15 protein-coding genes are annotated in these 20,578 nt (G+C 62.8%); all 15 read right to left on the reverse strand.

Annotated features, from left to right (window positions below):
- Positions 1 to 18: 18 nt before the first annotated feature.
- The 15 genes from JNA92_RS10370 to flgG all read right to left on the reverse strand — a co-directional run bounded on the left by JNA92_RS10370 (position 19) and on the right by flgG (position 20,554).
- Positions 19 to 2,916: a TIGR00180 family glycosyltransferase gene (locus JNA92_RS10370; RefSeq protein WP_241804591.1), complete on the reverse strand. Its 2,898-nt coding sequence runs from the start codon at positions 2,914 to 2,916 to the stop codon at positions 19 to 21.
- Positions 2,917 to 2,970: 54 nt separating this feature from the next.
- Complete coding sequence (locus JNA92_RS10375; RefSeq protein ID WP_012315543.1) at positions 2,971 to 3,705, reverse strand: cephalosporin hydroxylase family protein; 735 nt, start codon at positions 3,703 to 3,705, stop codon at positions 2,971 to 2,973.
- 6 nt (positions 3,706 to 3,711) lie between these two features.
- Entirely contained in the window at positions 3,712 to 4,797 is a 1,086-nt protein-coding gene (locus JNA92_RS10380) for a class I SAM-dependent methyltransferase (RefSeq protein ID WP_241804592.1), read from the reverse strand.
- Positions 4,787 to 5,644, reverse strand: a complete 858-nt coding sequence (locus JNA92_RS10385) for an NAD-dependent epimerase/dehydratase family protein (RefSeq protein ID WP_241804593.1) — start codon at positions 5,642 to 5,644, stop codon at positions 4,787 to 4,789. The genes JNA92_RS10380 and JNA92_RS10385 overlap by 11 nt, the downstream gene beginning before the upstream one ends.
- A 5-nt stretch (positions 5,645 to 5,649) precedes the next feature.
- Positions 5,650 to 6,873: a class I SAM-dependent methyltransferase gene (locus JNA92_RS10390; RefSeq protein ID WP_241804594.1), complete on the reverse strand. Its 1,224-nt coding sequence runs from the start codon at positions 6,871 to 6,873 to the stop codon at positions 5,650 to 5,652.
- Positions 6,870 to 7,430, reverse strand: a complete 561-nt coding sequence (locus JNA92_RS10395) for a dTDP-4-dehydrorhamnose 3,5-epimerase family protein (RefSeq protein ID WP_039604263.1) — start codon at positions 7,428 to 7,430, stop codon at positions 6,870 to 6,872. The genes JNA92_RS10390 and JNA92_RS10395 overlap by 4 nt, the downstream gene beginning before the upstream one ends.
- Positions 7,427 to 8,509: a CDP-glucose 4,6-dehydratase gene (gene rfbG / locus JNA92_RS10400; protein ID WP_241804595.1), complete on the reverse strand. Its 1,083-nt coding sequence runs from the start codon at positions 8,507 to 8,509 to the stop codon at positions 7,427 to 7,429. The genes JNA92_RS10395 and rfbG overlap by 4 nt, the downstream gene beginning before the upstream one ends.
- Entirely contained in the window at positions 8,491 to 9,264 is a 774-nt protein-coding gene (gene rfbF / locus JNA92_RS10405) for a glucose-1-phosphate cytidylyltransferase (RefSeq protein ID WP_119687558.1), read from the reverse strand. The genes rfbG and rfbF overlap by 19 nt, the downstream gene beginning before the upstream one ends.
- A 125-nt stretch (positions 9,265 to 9,389) precedes the next feature.
- On the reverse strand, positions 9,390 to 12,971 hold the full coding sequence (locus JNA92_RS10410) for a glycosyltransferase (protein WP_241804596.1): 3,582 nt from the start codon (positions 12,969 to 12,971) through the stop codon (positions 9,390 to 9,392).
- A 118-nt stretch (positions 12,972 to 13,089) separates the two neighbouring features.
- Positions 13,090 to 14,664 (reverse strand): flagellar hook-associated protein 3, encoded by a 1,575-nt coding sequence (locus JNA92_RS10415; protein ID WP_241804597.1) that lies wholly within the window; start codon positions 14,662 to 14,664, stop codon positions 13,090 to 13,092.
- A gap of 13 nt (positions 14,665 to 14,677) precedes the next feature.
- On the reverse strand, positions 14,678 to 16,726 hold the full coding sequence (gene flgK / locus JNA92_RS10420) for a flagellar hook-associated protein FlgK (protein ID WP_241804598.1): 2,049 nt from the start codon (positions 16,724 to 16,726) through the stop codon (positions 14,678 to 14,680).
- Positions 16,727 to 16,738: 12 nt separating this feature from the next.
- Positions 16,739 to 17,905 carry a flagellar assembly peptidoglycan hydrolase FlgJ gene (gene flgJ / locus JNA92_RS10425; RefSeq protein WP_241804599.1) on the reverse strand — a complete coding sequence of 389 codons (1,167 nt, stop codon included), beginning with the start codon at positions 17,903 to 17,905 and terminating at the stop codon, positions 16,739 to 16,741.
- Positions 17,906 to 17,916: 11 nt separating this feature from the next.
- A complete protein-coding gene (locus JNA92_RS10430; protein ID WP_241804600.1) occupies positions 17,917 to 19,026 on the reverse strand; it encodes a flagellar basal body P-ring protein FlgI in 1,110 nt (369 codons plus the stop codon).
- 12 nt (positions 19,027 to 19,038) lie between these two features.
- On the reverse strand, positions 19,039 to 19,734 hold the full coding sequence (flgH, locus tag JNA92_RS10435; RefSeq protein WP_241804601.1) for a flagellar basal body L-ring protein FlgH: 696 nt from the start codon (positions 19,732 to 19,734) through the stop codon (positions 19,039 to 19,041).
- A gap of 34 nt (positions 19,735 to 19,768) precedes the next feature.
- A complete protein-coding gene (gene flgG, locus JNA92_RS10440) occupies positions 19,769 to 20,554 on the reverse strand; it encodes a flagellar basal-body rod protein FlgG (RefSeq protein WP_012315556.1) in 786 nt (261 codons plus the stop codon).
- Positions 20,555 to 20,578 lie beyond the last annotated feature (24 nt).

Below are 20,578 nucleotides of genomic sequence, written 5' to 3' on the forward strand. Positions count from 1 at the left end.
ATGCAGGCCAGTGCCGCGTCAGGCGATCAGCCCGGCCCAGTCCAGTGCCGCCTTGCCGGGGGCAAGCACCTGGCTTTGGACTGTACCTTGCCACTGCGCCGACCATTTGGCGCGCAATGCCGCCAGCGCCGCCTCGTCCTCGGCGACCACGCCGGGGTGAATCACCTGCACCTGTGGCGTCCAGACTGTCAGCAGGCCGGCCGCGGCTGCTTTCAGGCACAGGTCGACATCACCATGGGCATGGGCGAACGTGGTTTCGTCGAGCCCCTCCAGAGCACGGAAGACTTCGCTACGGACCATCAGGCAGCTCGCCGAGACCGCTGGACAGTTCTGCTCGACCGCCAGCCGATTCAGGTAACCCACGGCATTTGCGGCCTCACCGGCAAAAGCTGGCGCAACTGCGCCTTCGGCGTCCAGCAGCAAGCCCGCCTGGGCAAGCTTGCCGTCAGTATCGAGCAGCTTGGCACCGACCACGCCTACTTCCGGACGCTGCGCCTGGTTGAGCAACGCTTCGATCCAGTTGGCATTGACCACTTCGGCGTCCGCCGCCAGCAATATCAGGTATTGCCCCTTGGCCTCGGCACTGGCAGCGTTGCATAGCGCTGCCGCGCTCAGGCGCTCGGCACTTTGCAGCACGCGCACCTTGCCAACTTGCTGCTGCGCCAGCCATTCGAGCAACTGCGGTGACTGACTGGCGTTGTCGGCGATCAGTACCTCGTAGCGCGCATAGCGAGTGCGCTGCAGGATGCTCTTCAGGCAGCGCTGCAGTTCGTCCAGATTGTCCTCGCTGCGCAGCACGATGCTCACCAGCGGCCGCTCGACATGCCTGTAGTCGATACGCAAGGTGCCAGGCAGCGGCGTACTGACCTGGGCCTTGTAGCCACGGCCGGCCAAGTGTCGCATCAAGGCCTGGCGGGCATGCTCGCTGTCCTTGGCCTGCGGTGCCGGGGTGATCAGCATCGGCTCGTCGAGATGGGCCAGCCCATTGAGGCCGCCCTGCTCGATCAGGCGCAGCAGCAGGTCGAACTCCAACGCCTCGGCAAAGTCCTTATCGAAGCCACCCGCCTCCACCAGCACCTCCCGACGCAGCAGCCAATGGCGTGCCATCAGCGCGGGATTGGCCTGCAGCAGGTCCAGGTTTACTCCCGGGCGCAGCAGCTCTCGCCAGGCACCATCGGCCTGTTGCTGGATCTCGTCTACCGCGACCGCGCGGCAATCGGGAGCGTTCAGCAGCTCGAGGCTGGCGCGCAAAAGACCGGTGGCGGTGAAACGGTCACCCGCCTCAGCCAGCACCAGCCATTCGCAGGCCGTCTGCCGGGCGATCTGGTTGATCCGCTCGACGTAGTCTTCGCGGCTGACCTTGATGAAATGCAGGGTGTTCTGCAGCGAGGTGGCCACAGGCGGCTCGCCTGTGGTGAAGACCATGATCCGGAACGCCTTGCTCAGGCCGCCCAGCAGGCTGTCGAACGTGTCCTGGAGCTTGGCCATGTTGTTGTCCAGGTCCAACAGCAGGATGCCGAACTGCGGACCACCCTGATGCAGCGCCAGGTGCTCGTTGATGGTCGCTAGCGCGGCGGTGTCCGGCTTGTGCGCCTCCAGCCAGTCGAGCAGGCGACCCGAATGCATGCTCCCAAGCAGTTCGCGACCGCTTTGCTTCAATACGCCTTCAAGCCGTGCCAGCCAAGCGAACAGCGCCTCGCTCTCCTCGGTCTCATCACTGTCACGCAGGTGTCCGGCCAGGTGCCGCACCACCTCACGGTTGAACGCGTTGCACTGCAGTGCCTCCCACAAGCGGGTACGTACGGTGCCCGAAGTGTCGCTGGGCTGTGCCAGCAGCAGCTGTTCCTGGCGCAATAGCAGCGGCTCCAGTTGCTGCAACTGCAGGCGCCCGGCCGGCATGGCATGGATCAGAAACTCCAGTGCCGTAAGCTGATCGAAGAATGCCTGGTTGTAGAACGGCATTTCCACGTACTGGGACGGCTGGAAGGTACGCACCGGCGGGTTCAGCGGGTCTGTCCAGCTTGACTCCCAGATCAGCTCCAGGGTCATCGCCCGGCCTTTGAACAGCCCCTCGGCAGTGACTGCAAAGCTGTCCAGGGCCAGCTGGCGGCGCGCCTCGTGGTCCAGCCCCTCGATGGCGGTCGGCAGGCCGGCAAGGAAGTCGGCGAACTGTTCGCGCTCGGCCACCGACTTGGCGTCGGTGAAGGCCAGCACATGAATGACCTCGGTCTGATGCTCGGAGACACCGTAGTTGGTTTCACGTACCGCGTAGGGGATTGGCAGGATCCGCGCTTTGGCGTTGGTCAGCAGGAAGTACGCGTGGCCGATCTCCTGCCACTCGAAGCTCGTGCCCTCGGGCAGCAGCTCAAACCACTGGCGCAGCAATGCAGTGCGGGTGACAGCGAAGAAAGGTGGGATGAACTCACCCATGTAGTCCAGCAGGCGCTGTTCAGCGCGCGGAGCGTTGTAGTTCTCACGGACCTTCTTGTTACGCCGGTAGTACTTCACCTGGGTGGCTTCGGCCAGGTAGTTCAGACAGTAGCCATGGCACAGGCCGTAATCGGGGTTGGCCTCAAGGAAGTCCAGCGACTGGTTCAGCCCGTCGTACAGCAGGAAATCGTCATCAGCGGCGAAGGCCATGAACGGCGTGTTCACCCGGCCCACACCATAGGCCAGCTTGGCCTGGAAGCCCTGGTAGGAAAACTGTGGCAGGTGCAGGTACTCGACGCCGGGGTACTGCGCGGCCATCACCTCGGCAGATTCGCTCGAGGAATCCAGCACGAGGATCGAGCACCGATAGCCGCTGTAATACTGCAGCGTGCGCTGCAGGAACGCCGGCCGGTTGTGCGTCATCAATACCAGCGTGAACCGCTCGCGCAGTGTGGCTGCCTGGTCTGCCGAGAAATTGCCTTGCATAGTCTTACCCACCATTGGCGTTGCCGCCGAAGAAATCGAACTCTGTTGAATGTCTCAGCGAACCCGGCGCAGGTAGCCGTCCGGTGCCACGGTGACCAGCAGCTTGTTCTGCAGCTGATAGTCGATTTCGAAGCTGTCGTTACCCTTGAGGTATTCCCAAACTGCGGTCTTGGGGTTGTCGCCAGGCCCCCACGGGCGATCGGGGAAAAAGTCTGCCGGCATGTCCTCGACCACGGTGTCCATCACCACGCAGTAACTGCCCACGGCCACCAGCGGCGCATACAGCTCCAGCTCCTTGAGCACGTGCTCATGCGTGTGGTTGGAGTCGAGCACCAGGATGACCTTCTTGCCTTCGGCGAGCGCCCTGACCTGCCCGGCGATGTCGGCATCGATGCTCGAGCCTTCGATCATGCGCACGCGCTTGCTCATCGGGTGCGCCTCGATGGCCTGGCGGTTGTGCGGGCGGATGTCGATGTCGATGCCAAGCACCTCACCATGGCCCTGCAGCTCCAGCAGGGAGGCGTAGTAGAGGATCGAACCGCCGTGAGCGATGCCGCACTCGATGATCAGGTCAGGCTTGACCTGCCAGACGATCTCCTGCATCGCCATCATGTCCTGGGGCAACTGGATGATCGGCCGGCCCATCCACGAAAAATGGTAGCTGTACTTGTGCTCGGCGGACTTGTTGAAGAAGTCGCGAGACAGTTGCTGCAGCTCCTTGTCTTCGCCCTGGGAGGCGATCTGCGCGTTGCACTCGGCTTCGAAGGCTTTGATCGGCGTGTCGGTCATGGTTCTTTACTCGGTTGGCTGGTCGGTGAAATCGGCATTGTCGACGGCGTGATAGACAAAACGGCCATCGGTCATGCGGCGGATTTCCTCGAGGTAATTGGAATTCATCACGAACAGGTGGGCGCCATCCGGCAGGCTTTGCATCGCCTCTTGCGGCGATGACACCCGCGCGCCACTTAACGGCAGGTAGCGACCCTGCTTGGCAGGATTGATGTCGATAACCTGGTCCACCGGAGCACCGGCACGCTGCAGGAACAGCGAATAGATCACGCCCTTGGACGATGCGCCCCAGATCGCCGAACCACGTCCGGCATCGCGGCGCACCAGACATGCGGCATGCTGCAGGCTGGCACTGAAATCGGCCGGCAACGACAGCGGCGGCACGGGCTCGAGCGTGGTGCGCAGGCTGGCAAGGTCGGCAACGATGTACAGGTACTGGCCATCGAACAGGTGACCGGCCTCGGCGACCGTGCCGAACAGGCGGTGCAGGTCGGCCAGGCGGAAGTAATTGACATGCTCGTAGAACAGGTCAAACCACGCTTTGTGCTCGATGATCCAGTCCAGGCACGGCACTTCGATGTATATCTGCCCTGCACCGCCATTGGCATCGGCGATGGCGGCAAGGAACGTGACCGGGTCCTGAATGTGCTCGAGCACATGGCGCAACACGATGGCTTCGGCCTGGCGGTTCAACTCACGGGTGAAGGGCGCTTTGACCACGTCCGGGTTGTCGCCCTCGTAGGCAGGGTCGATGCCGGTGACGGCATAGCCGCGCTCGCGCAACAGTTCGAGGAACCAGCCTTTGCCACAGCCCACTTCGATCAGGCGCTGGCCCCTGAAGTGGCGGGCGATGACATCTTCGACATCGTCCAGGTGGCGCTGGAAGCGCGCCGAATGCGCCTGCTCGTTCTGATAGTCGCTGTCGTAGCTGAGCTTGTCGGCATCGAAAGCGTCGTTGTAGACCAACCCGGTACGGCTGTCCTGCACCAGACGCATCTCGGCGCAGGCAGAGGTACGGGCCGACTGGGCATCGGCGAATGTGCGGTTCTGCAGCACCGGCAGGCCGGCGGCGCGATACAACTCATGTTTCATGGCGTGCTCCCAGCAGAGCCTGCAACTTGCGGGCATCGCCCCAGAACGCCATGGGTTCGTGGGCTGGATAAGGGTAATGGCCAAGGTTCAGCGCAAGGGTGGCGTTGCGCTCGGCGATGCGGGCTTCCACCAGCTTGCGTACCGATATCGGCTGGCCGCTGCAGCAATTGACCACGCCGCTGAAATCGCGCTGCCCGAGCAGGTCGGCCAGGTATGTACTGGCGCTTTCGATGGCAAGGTAGTCGCGCAGTTGCTCGCCACCGGACATGTCGAAATGCGGCTGCCCCTGGTCGATTGCGCGGTCCAAGGCTGCCAGCAGACTGCCTGGGTTTTGCCCCTCGCCAAACAGGTAGAACAAGCGCACCCACTGCAGGTTGAACGGTTGCTGGCGGGCCAGGCTTTCGAGGAACAGGCGCAAGCTGTGCTTGGCCAGCCCGTAAGGGTTGGCCGGCTGGCAGGCCAGCGCCTCGTCCAGCGCGCCATTGCGCAGGCCGTATTCGAAACAGGTGCCGGCCACCTGCACCTGGCCGACACCGGCTGCGACGGCACGCTTGATGAAGGCATAGTCAGCCATCAAGTTGCGCTCCAGGTGGAACAGCCCTTGATAATTCGGCAGGCCAGGCCAGGCCAGGTGCACCAGCGCATCGATGCCGTCGCACAACTGATTGACGTCCAACTGCGGGTCATGCAGATCGGCGGCGACGAAATCGACCTGGCCGAACCACGGCATGGCTTGAGCCGGCTCCAGACGACGTGCCAGCGCACGCACCCGGTACCCGCGCGCCAGCAAGGCGGCGACCAGATGCCGGCCCACAAAGCCAGTGGCACCGGTGACAAGCACCTTCATCGCGGTCACAGGACGGTCAGCTCAGGCACGGCGATCACAAAGCGCCCGCCCCATTTGCGGATGTGCGCCTGCTGCTCGCTGACTTCCTTGAGCAGGTTCCACGGCAGTACCAGCACATAGTCCGGCCGCTCGATGGCCAGGCGCTCGGGGGCGACCACGGGAATTCGGCTGCCCGGCAGGAACTTGCCCTGCTTGTGCGGGTTGGCGTCGGCCACCCAGGCCAGCAGGTCGGGCTTCACGCCTGCGTAGTTGAACAGGGTGTTGCCCTTTGCTGCGGCGCCATAGCCAACCACTCGCTTGCCTTCGGCCTTGGCCTGCAACAGGAAGCGCAGCAGCTGGTGCTTGATCCGCTGCGCCGCCGGTGCAAGGGTGCTGTAGAACGCCGCCGTGCTGACACCGACCCGCGCCTCGATGCCAAGCAGGTCGTCGACACTGGCCTGGCGTGGGCGCGGGCCATCGGCGCGCTGCACGAAAACCCGCAACGATCCGCCATGGGTCGGCAGTTCGCTGACATCGAAGATCACCAGGCCGTTGCGGGCACAAAGCGTGTTGACCGCCGTCAGCGACAGGTAGGAGTAGTGCTCATGGTAAAGGGTATCGAACTGCTGCTCGGCCATCAGGCGCAGCAGGTGCGGAAACTCGAAAGTGGCCACACCATCGGCTTTGAGCAGGGTCGCGAAACCGCGCAGAAAATCGTTGATGTCCGGCACGTGAGCGAGCACGTTGTTGGCGGCCATCAGGTCAGCCGACCAACCTTCACTCGCCAGGTCATGGGCGGCCTGTTCGCCGAAGAACACCTCACGAATTTGCAGCCCTTTCTCCCGGGCCGCCTGTGCAGTGCTTCGGGTGGGTTCGACACCTAGGCAGGGAATGCCGCGCTCGGCCACATACTGCAACAGATAACCGTCGTTGGCGGCGATTTCAACCACCCGGCTCTCGCCGTTCAGGCCGAAACGCTCGACCATCTGCCCGACATAGTCGCGGGCATGGGCCAGCCACGAACTGGAATAGGAGCTGAAATACGCATAGTCGGCATCGAACAGCGTCTCGGCGCGGGTGTAATCCTCGGTCTGCACCAGCCAGCACTGCTCACACACCGCCACTTTAAGCGGCACCCAAGCCTCGGCCGCGGCCAGTTGGTCAGCGCGCAGGTAGGCGTTGGACGGCGGCGCAGTGCCAAGGTCGATCAGGGGCAGGCTCAGGCAGGTACCACAGCCACGGCAGTTCATGGACGCACTCCGGTAAACGACAGGTCCAGCCAGGGATGAGCGGCATCCCGGGCCGACAGATTCTTGACAGCAAGCGGCCAACGGATGGCCAACTTCGGATCGAGTACCGACAGCCCGCCTTCGCGGCCCGGCGCATAGTCGGCACTGTGCAGGTAAAGCAGCTCGGCATCCTCGCTCAGCACCTGGAAACCATGGGCAAAGCCGGCCGGTATCAACAGGCTGCGGCCATCGCCGGCCCGCAAGTGCTCGGCGTGCCAGTGCAGGAAGGTTGGCGAGCCTTCGCGAAGGTCCACTGCCACGTCCCACACCTCACCGCGCAGGCAGGTGATCAGCTTGGCCTCCGGGGTGTCGCCGGTCTGGTAGTGCAGGCCGCGTACGCTACCTGAGCCCTGAGTGTGCGAGTGGTTGATCTGGCGCACATGGAACGGCGCACCCAAGGCGCCCAGGCTGGATTCGCAGAACAGCCGCGCGAACTGCCCGCGGGCATCGCCATGGCGCTTGTGCTGGACACTGAACAGGCCACCCAGTGGCAAGGCTTGCAGCAGCAGATCAGTCACGGCAACTCCGTGTACAGGTTCAGCTGGTGCAGCGTGACGGCGCGCATGTTGTCGCCACGCTGCCACGCCAGGTGCCAGTCGAGCGTGTGCTGCAGGCATTCGTGCAACGACCAGCGCGTGCGCCAGCCCAGCACCTGACGGGCACGAGAGCTGTCCAGGCGTAGCAACCCGGCTTCATGCAACTCGCTTGGCTCGACCCGCACCCCTGGTGCCTGCGGCCATTGCCGGGCCAGGCGGTCGACCACCTCACCGACGCTGCACATGTCGCCTTCGCTCGGGCCGAAGTTCCACGCACCGGCGCAGGCCGGCCCCTGGGTATACAGGCGCTCGGCCAACTGCAGGTAGCCGGCCAGCGGTTCCAGGGCGTGCTGCCAAGGGCGCACGGCCTGCGGGTAGCGCAGGGTGACCGGCGACCCGGCCGACCAAGCCTTGAGCACATCGGGGACAAGCCGCTCTGCGGCAAAGTCTCCGCCGCCCAGTACATTGCCGGCGCGCGCGGTGGCCAGGGCCACGCCGTGTTCGGCATGCTCGGCGGCCGGGAAGAATGACGCGGCGTAGGACTGCGCCAGCAGCTCGCAGCAGGCCTTGCTGCTGCTGTACGGGTCATGCCCGCCCAGGGCCTCGTTCTCGCGGTACGGCCAGGGCCATTCCTGGTTGGCATAGACCTTGTCGGTGGTGACCAGGACGCACGCACGCACCCCGCCAGCCTGGCGCACCGCTTCAAGCAGGTTAAGGGTGCCCATCACGTTGCTGGAATAGGTACCTAGCGGGTCACGGTAGGCCTCGCGCACCAGTGGCTGAGCCGCCAGGTGCAGGACGATTTCCGGCTGGGCCTGGGCCATCGCTTCAAGCAGCGCGCCGAGGTCGCGCAGGTCGCCGCGCACGTCGGCAATGTCGCTGTCGACCTGGGCAAGTTCGAACAGGCTTGGTTCGGTGCCAGGGTCCAGCGCGAAGCCTGTGACCTGAGCGCCGAGCTCATGCAACCAGAGCGCCAGCCAACTGCCTTTGAAACCCGTGTGACCGGTGAGCAGAACACGCTTGCCCTGCCAGAACGCTGGACTCAGGCCCACTGCTTCCATGGAGCCTCCCCGCTTTGCCAGAGTTGTTCCAGATGGTTCTTGTCACGCAGCGTATCCATTGGATGCCAGAAGCCATCATGCTCAAAGGCGTTCAGTTGCGACTCAGCGGCCAGGCAGGCAAGCGGCTCCGACTCCCAGGAAGTCTGATCGTTGGCGATGTAGTCGAGCACCTTGGGCGAAAGCACGAAGAAGCCACCGTTGATCCAGCCACCGTCACCACGGGGCTTTTCGACGAAACCGGTGACGCTGTCGCCGTCGCGTGCCAGCGCGCCGTAGCGCCCAGGAGGCTGTACCGCAGTAACGGTGGCGAGTTTGCCGTGGGCCAGGTGGAAATCCACCAGGGCGCCGATGTTCAGGTCCGAAACACCGTCCCCGTAGGTGAAACAGAAGGCATCTTCGCCCTCAAGGTAGCGAGCGGCGCGGCGCAGGCGGCCACCGGTCATGGTTTCTTCACCGGTGTCGACCAGGGTCACGCGCCATGGCTCGCTGTAGTTCTGGTGCACGTCCATGCGGTTTTCGCGCATGTCGAAGGTGACGTCCGAGGTGTGCAGGAAGTAGTTGGCGAAGAAATCCTTGATCGCGTAGCCCTTGTAGCCCAGGCAGATCACGAAGTCGTGGATGCCGTGAGCCGAGTACTGCTTCATGATGTGCCAGAGAATTGGCTTCCCACCGATTTCGATCATGGGTTTGGGCTTGAGGTGAGACTCTTCGCTGATACGCGTGCCCAGTCCACCCGCCAGAATTACCGCCTTCATGTCGTCCCCTCGTGTTCGTCACCGGCCATAAGTCGTGTGGCTGCACGATTTATGGCGATATGACGGGGGGCTTGCAGGAAACGCGCCAGAAGGCGCTTTACTGGTGTCGTCCATACACCCCGCAGTCAGCCCGGCATCCAGCCGCTGTACCAATGCTGAACGTGCTCTTCGCGCAGCACATAGTCACGCAGCACTTCCTGCTTCAGACAGTCGCCCTGGCGGAAACTTTCGTCAGGGTCCGCCAGGTGCATGCGGATCGCCTCCAGCCACTCGGCGGTGCTGTTGGTCTTGATCCGCGTGCACGGCAAGTAGCCTTCATAGGCACGGGTATCGGTGACGATCACCGGGTACCCGCACGCGCCGTATTCCAGCAAGCGCAAGTTGCTCTTGCAGTCATTGAAGATGTGATACTCCAGTGGCGCCAAGGCCAGGTCCAGGTTCAGGCTGGCGAGCTTGGCCGGGTACAGCTCCAGCGGCACCGGCGGATGGAACTCGCTGATGTAGGGCCGCAATGCCGGCGGACACATACCGAAGAACACCCATTGGACTTCGTTCGCCAAGGTCTTGACCACCTCGGCAATCACTTCCAGGTCGCCGGTATGGCTGGTGCCACCGCCCCAACCCACCCGCGGCTTGCGCGCGCTGCGGCGCTGGCTACGCAAACCGGTCCAGAGCTGCTCGGCCAGCATGTTCGGCATTACCCGGATATCGCTATGGGTGTCATGCAGGGCATCCGCCAGCGCCTGGGTCGAGACCACCAGCCGATCACAGCGTTCGATACCTCGGCGCAGGGATTTTTCCAGATCTTTTGGCGTGTGCTTGAGGTGCCCGTTCTTCTTCGGCACATCAATCACGTAGTCGTCCAGCTCGTAGATGCAAAAGCCCTTGGAGAAGGTCTTGAGGCGCTCGATCTCCTTGACGAACCCTTCGGTATAACGCCCCTGCAGAATTGCCACATCCGGCGAGCTGCGTTCCAGCTCGACGTTGCTCGGTATCTCGAAGTACTGCTGCTGGGTCACCCAGCCAGCCTTCTCCAGCTCGACCAGCGGCTGGATCACCCGGTAATGCCCGACCGCAGTCTTGTTCATTGGCAATGCGAGCACATGGGGCAGTGGACGGCTGACGAAAGGCGTCCAGGCGGCCTTGAGGCCCGGATCCAGACAGAAGCTGGAGCCGTTCAGGGACAGGTTGATATTGTAAGCGGGGTCACGCGCCACCACCGGCATCCAGGCCTTGAAGAAGGCATCATGCTGTTGCGCCAGCCGGGCCTGGCGCTCGGCTTCAGCCTGCGCATCGATCGCCGCCGGCGCTGGCGGGTCAAGTACCAGCCGGGCATCCGGCGCCCACACCACGAGGTACCCGGCTTCGCCCAGGCGCAGGCCCAGGTCGATATCGCTGAAGGCCAGGCTGAAGACGCTTTCATTGAGCCCGCCCAACGACAGGAACAGCTCTTTGCGCACCAACAGGCAATCAGCGCCGACAGCAGAATAATTCTGCGCCACTTGCAAGCGCTGCATGTAACCGCCCGCCTCCATCGTCTCGCCCACGAACGGCGACCCCACGGCGCCACGCAGGCCCAGCACGCCGCCCGCATGCACGATCAGACCGTGGGCGTTGCAGAGCTTGGCACCCACCGCTCCGACTTCAGGGCGCTGGCCATGGCTGAGCAGTGCGTCGAGCCAGTCTGGCTCGGTGACCACAGCGAACGGGCTCAGCATCAGCAGGTATTCACCCCGGGCGTGTTGCGCGGCAAGGTTCTGCACAGCGGCGAAGCTGGCCTGCTCGCCAAGCATCAGGACCCGCAACTTGTCTTCGCCCAGCTGTTGAAGGGCGCTGAGCCAGGCGTGAGTCTCGGCACCTTGACTGGCATTGTCGACAATCAGCACTTCGTAGTGACCGTAGGCGGTCTTCTCAAGCACGCTTTCCAGGCAGCGCTCGAGGGCAGGCAACTGGTCCTGGGCACTGATCACCAGGCTTACCAGTGGCTGGGTGGCGTGCAGGTAGCGGACCTGGTTGATTGCCCCGCCACTGTTCTGCAGCCGGTAGGTCACGCCCAAGCGCCTGAGGTGGGCATCCAGCAGTTTCGGATTTTCCTCAACCACTGCCTGCGAAGACAGCCAGGCAGCGTAGCTGAACGCGCTTTCGGCCAGCACTTCCGGAATGTGCTCGATGGCATGGGGGCCGCGGCTTTCCACAAGACGCCAGAGCAGATCGTGCGGCGCCAGCTCGCGATATCCGGGCGTGAAACCGCCCAGTGCCCGCAAGGCGTCAAGCGAGAACGCCAGCATGCGACCGGTATAGGGGTAGCCGCGCATCAAATCGAGGTTGAAGTCGGGCTTGAACACCGGCTCTACGGACGCCTCATCCCGCACGCCCCCCTCATCGCCATAGCAGCAGGCGATCTGCGGGCGCGATACGACCCGCTCGGCCAGGAGCATCAGGCTGAAGGCATTGAGCCGGTCGCCAGCACGCAGCAGGTAGATCCAGTCCACCTCGCCCAACTGGTCAAACGCCGTGTTCAGTTGTTCAGCCCAGTCGGCCTGCAATGGCTGGTGGACCCTGCGAACATCTGGGCCGCCTGGCAGCGGCGCGCTGGACAATACCAGCGTCATCTCTGCGCCATAGGCCTGGCGCTCAATGCTGTCCAGGGTAACCTGCAAAGCTTGTGCATCACCCTCGCTGTCGATAACCACGGGCACGATACGCGGACGAGTTGGCCAGTGCTCGCTAAGGCGCATCAGACGCGCGAGCACCAGCGGATCCTGTCGGCAGGCCAGCCATTTGCTGTACAGCTCGGCAAAACTGTCGCTGTCGCTGCCGACATGAGATTCCTGGATCGCCTGCAAGCAGCGCAGGGTATGGATCAGGAACAGGTTCTCCCAGATACGCTGGGTATCGCCCTCGTCGCCCTGGAGGATTTGCACCCGCACCCAACCGGAGAACGGCTCACGTACTGCAGTGCGCGCGGCGAACATGTCGCGCAGGTGTTGTGATTCACTGGTAGCGGCAGCCTTCACATCGCTCTGGCGACGCAGTTGGTCGGGATGAACCCGCTCGACACAGTGCACCCCGGCGGTCACGCCCAGATGGCCGCGACGCAGCAGGCACACGAACAACACGAAATCGAGCATTGCCACAAAGCCCGGCGCCAGCGCAGGCAGCAATTCACGCAGATCGCGGGTACGCACCAGCACGCTGCTCAGCCCGCCGATGAAGTTGAGCTGGCGGGTCTCGAAGAAATCCAGCAGGTCGTCACCGTTGAACAGTGTGTCGCCAAACGTGACCGGGCTGGTTTCCAGACGCTGCGGCAAAATGTGATCTTCAGCATCGACCTGGTGGCGCCTGGCCGCGACCAGGCTGACATCGTCATGGGCCTGGAACAGTCGCACCTGGCTGGACACGCAATCGGCCATCAGGCGGTCATCGTCACAGAGGAACTTGATGTAGTCGCCCTGGCTCTGCTCCAGCCCGTGTTGCAAATTCCCGGCAAAACCCAGCGGTTGCGGGTTACGCAAGTAAATCAGTGGATGACGTGCAAGACTGCGCAGCTCATCGACCACCGCCTCGATCTGCGTACCTGGGCTGTCGTCGCAGACGATGACTTCGAGGTTTGCGTAATCCTGAGCCAGGGCGCTGACCAGAGCAGTACGGAAGTAACGGGGGTTGCAGGCGGGAATGACGAGGCTGACTAGAGGGGCTGGGTTCACGAGGAAATCTCTCGACCGATGACTGCCCGCAGGGAATTCAGAACAGTCGATACTACGGGGAAATCAATGCGCCTTCACCGCGTACCCGAGGGGTAAGCGGTGAAGGCGACGGGCGCACTTAACCGATGGCGTTGAACAGGCTCAGCTGGCTGACGCGTGCGAAAGCCGCCTGCGAAGCCTGAAGCAAGGTCTGCTGCTGGGTAAGGCGGACCAGCACGGTGGCAGGGTCCGAGTCACGGATCGACGACTGCGTGGTGCTGTTGGCAATGCTCAGACTCTCGTTGGTGTTTTGCTGGATTTCCAGCGCCTTGCCACGGGCACCGATATCGGTGACTGCCGTGTTGAGCGCGTCCTGACCGCTCTGGATATTGGCGATGGCCGAATCCAGGTCTGCACGCAGTTGCTGGTAGGCCGCGTTGTCGCCGTCGATCGGCTTGCTCAACGCCGTACGCAACTGGGCGACGGTGTCCAGAACGTTCTGGGTCTGGTGGTTGTCGACGTTCACCACGTACTGGTCACCGGACTGCTGCGCGGGCGTGTTGGTGAAGGTGAAGTCCACACCGGCAGCCGAGGCGACGTTGCCAGTCATGGCACCACTGGCCACCGGGCGGCTGTCAGCGGTCAGCGGCTGGGCATAGAGTTCGAAGTCCGTGGCGCTGGTGAACTTGATGACCGCACCGCCATTGGGAAACATCGCTTTGTACTGGGCCGGATCAGTGATGCTGATCGACGATACCTGAGCACTCGACGGGTTGCCCGGGCTACGGGTCGCAGTGATGGTATCGGGCTTGCTTTGCAGGGTGAAGGTATGACCTGCCACCGCTGCATCCGGAACGTCGCCGTCCTGAAGGTTGATGTTCAGCCGCATGTCCACACCACGGAAGCTGATCATCGATCCGCCTACGGTATCGGGATCAAATTTACCGCCCTGGGTGGCCTCGGCGGTCACATCGTTGCCCAAGCTGTCGGTGATGCTGAACTCGGTACTGCTGAGCATGGTGACTGTGTACGGCTGACCACTGCGGAAGCGATCGTTGTACGTGACGCTGCCGGACACTTGCCCATTGGACAGCTTCACGCGGCCATCATCCACCGCGGGGGCGCTCAGGCTGGTTTCGGTGCGGCTGGTGTTGAGGGCTTGCTCGAATACGCTATAGCCAGAGCTGTTGCCGGCCATCTTGAGCATGTCACCAACCTGCAGCTCCAGCTTGGTCTGGTCACCTTGATAAGAATAGGTACCATCGGCATTGCGCACGAACGGCGCGGTGTCGGTACTGGAACCGGCAAACAGGTACTGGCCGTTCTCATCACGGCTGTTCATGAGGCTCAACAGCTGGTCTTCCAACTGCCCCAGCTCGGCTGCCTTGGCCTTGCGTTCGGTGTCGGTGTAGCCGGCATTACCCGACTCGATCGCCAGCTCGTTGACCCGCGTCAGGATCGTGTTGATCGAATTGAGCGTGGTCTCGGTCTGGTTCAGCGAGTTGGTGATGTTTGTCGCGTTGGTCTTGTACTGGGCCAGCATGTCTGCCTGATTACCCAGCTGCAGCAGACGTGCAGCCCCCACCGGATCATCGGCAGCGGTATTGACCCTGACGAAGGAACTGGCCTCTTCGTTGGTCTTGATCAGGTTGGAATAGTTGCGCTGGTAGTTCGCCGCGCTGGTCTGGTAGAACTGGGCCGTGGAAATACGCATGGATCAATACTCCTTAAAGCGCAGCGATCAGGGTGTTGAAGATGTCCTGCGCCGTCTTGATGATCTGCGACGAGGCCGTGTAGTACTGCTGGTACTTGATCAGGTTGCTGGCTTCTTCATCCAGCTGGACGCCGGACAACGAGTCGCGGGCGCCGGCAGCCTGAGTCAGAATGACGCCGGTTGCCTGGGTATCCATTTGGCCCTGCTTGGCCTGGGCACCCACACTTTCCACCAGTTTGCCGTAGGCATCGGTGATGCTGATGCCCTTGGTCGAACCGATGTCCATCGTCTGTTTGGTCTGCAGCTCCTGCAGGGACAGTGCATTGCGGTTGTCCGAGGAGCCTGCGCCGGTCAACGATACGGTAAAGCTGTCGCCATTCTTGGGCGAGCCGGCTACATCCATCTCGAAGCTGAATGACTTCTGGACGCCGCTGGCGTCATTGATCGGATTGCCCGAGGCGTCGATCATTGGCACATCAAGCTTCAGGGTATTGCTCTGCCCCGGAATGAAGGTGCCGGTGCCAATGCTGTTGCCCTTGGCATCGAAGGCTTCGTAGGTTTGTGGTGAGGCGGTTTCGTCACCGAACACCAGGCGCACCGGGGTGGAATACTTTATGCCGGTTTGCAGTTCCAGGCGCTGGGCAGGGTCAGCAATGTCCAACACCGAGGTCAGTACCGGCTGGGTGATCACCCCGGTACCGGAATTGCCGCTGCCGGATGTGGCGGTCAGCGGTGCGGCCAAGGCGAGCCGCTTGGCGTCGGTGAGCACTACGTCGATCTCTGCCGAGGCATTGCGGGTCGGGGTAATCTTGAAGCTATCCCCCACTGCCGCAGTACCGCTCTTGAGGTCGATGCTGAAACCGTCGATCACCGGTGCCGGGTCGTCGTTGGTGCTATAGGTGCCCATGTCCGTGCCGTCAGGCAGCTTCTTGACCTGGAACTTGTCCGCAGTCGGGCCAACGAACGTCACCTGATAGTCACTGGTGCTCAGCTTGCCGGTATCGCGGATGACCACATTCAGGGCGGCGTCGCCAGCATTGCCAATCTTGGCAGTGCTGCGCGCAGACATGGCTTTGTCGCTGTTGATGTCGCCAAACAGAGCAGCGCCGAATTCACCGTTCTTGTCGATACCTTGGCCGAGCTGCGAGTTGATCTGCTGCGACACCACCAGCGCGATACGACCCAGCTCGTTCATGGCCGGTGCCAGGGTTTCACTGCGGTAGCGCAACAGCCCACCCATTTCACCACCGGTGATGCTGTTGGTGATGTCCATGGTGGTGCTGCCACGATCGAGCTTGATCGCAAACTGCGTAGGGTCGGTGGCGCTGGGTTCAGCGCTCATCTTGTTGGTGGTCTTGCCCAGTACCAGTGACTGGCCGTTCTTCAGGTAGACGTCGATATTGCCGTCACGCTCGACGGTTTGCACGCCCACCAACTCATTGAGCTGGCGCACGGCCTCGTTGCGCTGATCGAGCAGGTCGTTGGGCTGACCATTGACTGCCGAAACCTTGGAAATCTGCTCGTTGTACTGCGCGATACTGGAGGTCAGCTCGTTGATCCGGGCGGTCATCGAGCTCAAGTTGCCATTGATGTTGGTGTTCTGCTCCTTGAACTGGGCAGACAGGCTGTTGAAGCGATTGGCCAACGCATCGGCATTGCTTAACAACAGCTGGCGGGAAGCATCTTCGGTCGGTTTGTTGGCGGCGCTCTGCAAGGCAGAAAAGAAGTTGGTCAGCGCGCCAGTGATACCGGTGTTGCTGTCAGACAACAAGTTGTTGAGCGGCGTGACCTGGTTCAGGTAGGCGGTGCTGTCACTGTTGAGCGAGGTGGCGGTCTGCAACTGTGCATCCAGGAAGGCATTGTACACCCGGCGCACATCCGCCAGCGTCGTACCGGTGCCCATGAACAGCTGGCCTTCCTGGAGCGAGCCCTTGGCACGCTGGATATTCTGCTGACGGGAGTACCCGGCGACATCGGCGTTGGCGATGTTGTTGCCTGTGGTATGCAGCCCCGACTGGGAGGCCGACAATCCCGACATGCCAATGTTGATCAAACTCGCCATGTTTCCATACCCTTAAAGTGGTGTTGTGGTACCGAGCGATGCATAGCTCTCGTACGACTTCATCTGTCTTGCGATCTGCGAGATCTTGCTGGCGTAATTCGGGTCGGTGGCGTACCCGGCCTTTTGCAACTCTTGCACGAACTGTTCTGGCTTATCGGCCGCCTTCACCGCTTCTTGATAGCGGGAATTGTTCTGCAGCAGGCTGACCAGGTCGTGGAAGCTGTCCTGATAGGAGTCGTAGGAGCGGAACGCTGCGGTCTCCTTGACGAACTGGCCGTCACGGAACTCGCTGGTGATCGCCCGCGCCGAATCGCCTTCCCAATTGCCCGTGGCTTTGATGCCGAACAGGTTGTGGCTGCTGCTGCCATCGCTGTTGCGCATGACCGACTTGCCCCAGCCGGTTTCAAGGGCTGCCTGGGCCACCAGGTAGCGCGGGTCGACACCGATGCGCTTGGCGGCCTGCTCGGCCATCGGCAGCATGGTGGCGACGAATGCGTCGCTGTCGGTGAACGCTTTTTTCGGCGCCAGAGGCGGCTGCGCCACGGCACGGCCGGTGATGCGCAGCCCGCGCTCGGGCACGGCGAAGCTCTGCGCCACCTGCTGCCCATCGCGGGCCGGTACGGCGGCGGTATTGGTGGCTGCCGCCGGGTTGCCCGCCGAGGGCACGATACCGGCCAGCAAGCGGTCGGTCAGCTTGCCTGGCAACGCCAGGCGCCTTGAATTGAGCGCGGCAACGTCATTGCGGGTGGCAGTCGACTGCACGGCATGTACCGGGTCGGCTACCTTGTTGCCCCACAGCGCCGGCGCACTGCCTTCGCTACGGGGGAACGGGCTGGTGTTGACCGGCGCGCTCTTGTTCTTCGACAGCTGGCGCACCAGCACGTCCTGCAGGCCGATACCGCCCCCCTCGCGGGACATGCTCACAGCCAGCTGCTGGTCGTACATGTCGCGGTACTGCTTGACCGTCGCGCTGTTCATCGGGTTGTCGTCGGCCAGTACATCACTGGCCTTGCGCGAGGCCTTGAGCATTTCGCTGATGAACAGCGACTCGAATTCCTGGGCCACCTTGCGCACGTTGGCATCGCTGTCGCGATCACCGTGCTTGAGCGAGCTCAGGCGATTGAGGTCGGTGTAGGCGCCGCTGTCGGCGGCGCTGGAAACCAGGCTTTTCGAGTTCATGCGTGGCGTCCTCAGATCACGATCAGGTCGGCCTGCAAGGCGCCGGCCTGTTTCAGGGCTTCGAGGATGGCCATCAGGTCGCTGGGCGCTGCGCCCACCTGGTTCACCGCACGGACGATTTCATCCAGCGTGGTGCCCGGGCCGAACTTGAACATTGGCTTGGCTTCCTGTTGCGCGTTGACCCGCGAGCGTGGCACCACGGCGGTCTCGCCATTGGAGAACGGCCCCGGCTGGCTGACGATCGGGTCTTCGGTGATGGTCACGGTCAGGCTGCCGTGGGTCACCGCCGCCGGCGAAACCTTGACGTTCTGGCCGATCACGATGGTGCCGGTACGCGAGTTGATGATGACCTTGGCAACGGCCTGGCCCGGGTCGATCTCCAGGTTTTCGAGGATCGACAGGTAGTCCACACGCTGGGTCGGGTCCATCGGCGCGCTGACGCGCACCGAGCCGCCGTCCACCGCCTGGGCGACACCTGGGCCGAGCAGTTCGTTGACCTTGTCGACGATACGCTTGGCGGTGGTGAAGTCGGGCCGGTTGAGGTTCAACGTCAGGGTATTGCCCTGGTTGAACCCGCTCGGTACGGCACGCTCCACCGAAGCGCCACCTGGAATACGACCCGCCGACGGAACGTTGACGGTGATCTTCGAGCCATCGCGGCCTTCGGCATCGAAGCCGCCGACCACCAGGTTGCCCTGGGCAATGGCGTAGACGTTGCCGTCGATACCCTTGAGCGGAGTCATCAGCAGGCTACCGCCGCGCAGGCTCTTGGAGTTGCCGATCGAGGACACGGTAATGTCCACCACCTGGCCCGGCTTGGCGAAGGGCGGCAAGTCAGCATGCACCGACACTGCGGCGACGTTCTTCAACTGCACGTTGCCGGAGCCGGCGGGCACTTTGATGCCGAACTGCGACAGCATGTTGTTGAACGTCTGCAGCGTGAACGGCGTCTGGGTGGTCTGGTCACCCGTGCCGTTGAGGCCCACCACCAGGCCGTAACCGATCAACTGGTTGGAACGCACGCCCGAAATACTGGCGATGTCCTTGAGGCGCTCGGCATGGGCGCCGAACGCACAGGACAGAAGCAAGGTTGCGGCAATCAGTTGCCTGACGTTGAACATGTTCATCCGTACTCAGAAGGGCCAAAGCGGGCTGAGGAAGAAACGGTCCAGCCAGCCAGGCTGGCTGGCGTCGGCGAAGGAACCGGTACCCGAATAGGTGATGCGCGCGTCGGCCACACGGGTGGACGGCACGGTGTTGTCGGTGGCGATGTCGTCGGCGCGGATCAGCCCGGCGATGCGCACCAGCTCTTCGCCGGTGTTCAGGGTCATCCACTTCTCACCCCGCACGGCGATGATACCGTTGGGCAACACTTCGGCGACGGTGACGGTGATCGAGCCGGTCAACGTGTTGCCCTGGGTGGCCTTGCTGTCACCTTTGGTGGCACGTTCACCGCTGTAGCCCGCCTCCAGCGACAGGTCGCCGCCGCCGAACGGGTTGTTGGTGTTCGGCGTGGCACCGAACAGCGAGGTCAGGCCGATGTTGGCGCTGCTGTCCTTCTGGATCTGCGAACCGGCATTCTTGCTGGCCGAGGTACGTTCGTTGAGCGTGATGGTGATGATGTCACCCACGCGGAACGCCTTGCGGTCGCTGTACAGGTTCTGCTCGAAGCCGGCCTGGTAGATCGAACCGTTGTTGGCCGCTGCCGGCAACGGGGTGCGCGGCAAAACCGGCGCGTAGTACGGGTCGTTGGGCTTGGGCGTCGGCGCGACGCAACCAGCCAGCAACACCGCCCCCCCCAGGGCGAACAGGGACAACAGACGATTCATGACGCTTACCTCACGGTGTAACAGGGACTTGGGCTTACAGCTGCTGAGTGACGAACGACAGCATCTGGTCAGCAGTGGAGATGACCTTGGAGTTCATCTCGTAGGCGCGCTGCGTGGTGATCATGTTCACCAGCTCTTCCACGGTGCTGACGTTGGAGTTTTCCAGGGTCTGTTGCAGGGTGGTGCCGAAGCCGTTCAGGCCAGGGGTACCGACCTGTGGGGCACCACTGGCAGCGGTTTCCAGGAACAGGTTGTCGCCGATCGCCTGCAGGCCGGCCGGGTTGATGAAGTCGGCGGTCTGGATGTTGCCGATGACCTGCGCTGCCGGGTTGCCAGCGGTGGTGATCGACACGGTGCCGTCCTGGCCTACGGTGAAGGTCTGGGCGTCGTTCGGCACGACCACCGCAGGCTCCAGCGCGAAGCCGTTGGCGGTGACGATCTGGCCGTCGGAGTTCAGGTGGAAGGTACCGTCACGGGTGTACGAAACCGTACCGTCCGGCTGCAACACCTGGAAGAAACCACGGCCGTTGACCGCCATGTCCAGCGGGTTTTCGGTGGTCTGCAGGCTGCCGGTCTGGAAGTTTTTCTGGGTACCGACGATGCGCACACCGGTACCGACCTGCAGGCCCGACGGCAGTTCGCTGTCCTGGGTGGACTGCGCGCCTGGCTGGCGTTTGATCTGGTACAGCAGGTCCTGGAATTCGGCGCGGTCGCGCTTGAAGCCCGTGGTCGAAACGTTGGCCAGGTTGTTGGAAATGACCGTCAGGTTGGTGTCCTGGGCGGACAGGCCGGTTTTAGCGACCCAAAGAGCCGGAAGCATCAGTATTCTCCTCGTGCGCCTGTT

Origin of the sequence: Pseudomonas putida (genome assembly GCF_022627325.1) — a bacterium.
Taxonomy (GTDB): domain Bacteria; phylum Pseudomonadota; class Gammaproteobacteria; order Pseudomonadales; family Pseudomonadaceae; genus Aquipseudomonas; species Aquipseudomonas putida_X.

What these genes read in the sequence shown, in the direction of transcription:
- JNA92_RS10370 (WP_241804591.1), bottom strand. Translation starts at nt 2,916, where the DNA reads ATGCAAGGCAATTTCTCGGCAGACCAGGCAGCCACACTGCGCGAGCGG.
- JNA92_RS10375 (WP_012315543.1), bottom strand. Translation starts at nt 3,705, where the DNA reads ATGACCGACACGCCGATCAAAGCCTTCGAAGCCGAGTGCAACGCGCAG.
- JNA92_RS10380 (WP_241804592.1), bottom strand. Translation starts at nt 4,797, where the DNA reads ATGAAACATGAGTTGTATCGCGCCGCCGGCCTGCCGGTGCTGCAGAAC.
- JNA92_RS10385 (WP_241804593.1), bottom strand. Translation starts at nt 5,644, where the DNA reads ATGAAGGTGCTTGTCACCGGTGCCACTGGCTTTGTGGGCCGGCATCTG.
- JNA92_RS10390 (WP_241804594.1), bottom strand. Translation starts at nt 6,873, where the DNA reads ATGAACTGCCGTGGCTGTGGTACCTGCCTGAGCCTGCCCCTGATCGAC.
- rfbG (WP_241804595.1), bottom strand. Translation starts at nt 8,509, where the DNA reads ATGGAAGCAGTGGGCCTGAGTCCAGCGTTCTGGCAGGGCAAGCGTGTT.
- rfbF (WP_119687558.1), bottom strand. Translation starts at nt 9,264, where the DNA reads ATGAAGGCGGTAATTCTGGCGGGTGGACTGGGCACGCGTATCAGCGAA.
- JNA92_RS10415 (WP_241804597.1), bottom strand. Translation starts at nt 14,664, where the DNA reads ATGCGTATTTCCACGGCCCAGTTCTACCAGACCAGCGCGGCGAACTAC.
- flgK (WP_241804598.1), bottom strand. Translation starts at nt 16,726, where the DNA reads ATGGCGAGTTTGATCAACATTGGCATGTCGGGATTGTCGGCCTCCCAG.
- flgJ (WP_241804599.1), bottom strand. Translation starts at nt 17,905, where the DNA reads ATGAACTCGAAAAGCCTGGTTTCCAGCGCCGCCGACAGCGGCGCCTAC.
- JNA92_RS10430 (WP_241804600.1), bottom strand. Translation starts at nt 19,026, where the DNA reads ATGTTCAACGTCAGGCAACTGATTGCCGCAACCTTGCTTCTGTCCTGT.
- flgH (WP_241804601.1), bottom strand. Translation starts at nt 19,734, where the DNA reads ATGAATCGTCTGTTGTCCCTGTTCGCCCTGGGGGGGGCGGTGTTGCTG.
- flgG (WP_012315556.1), bottom strand. Translation starts at nt 20,554, where the DNA reads ATGCTTCCGGCTCTTTGGGTCGCTAAAACCGGCCTGTCCGCCCAGGAC.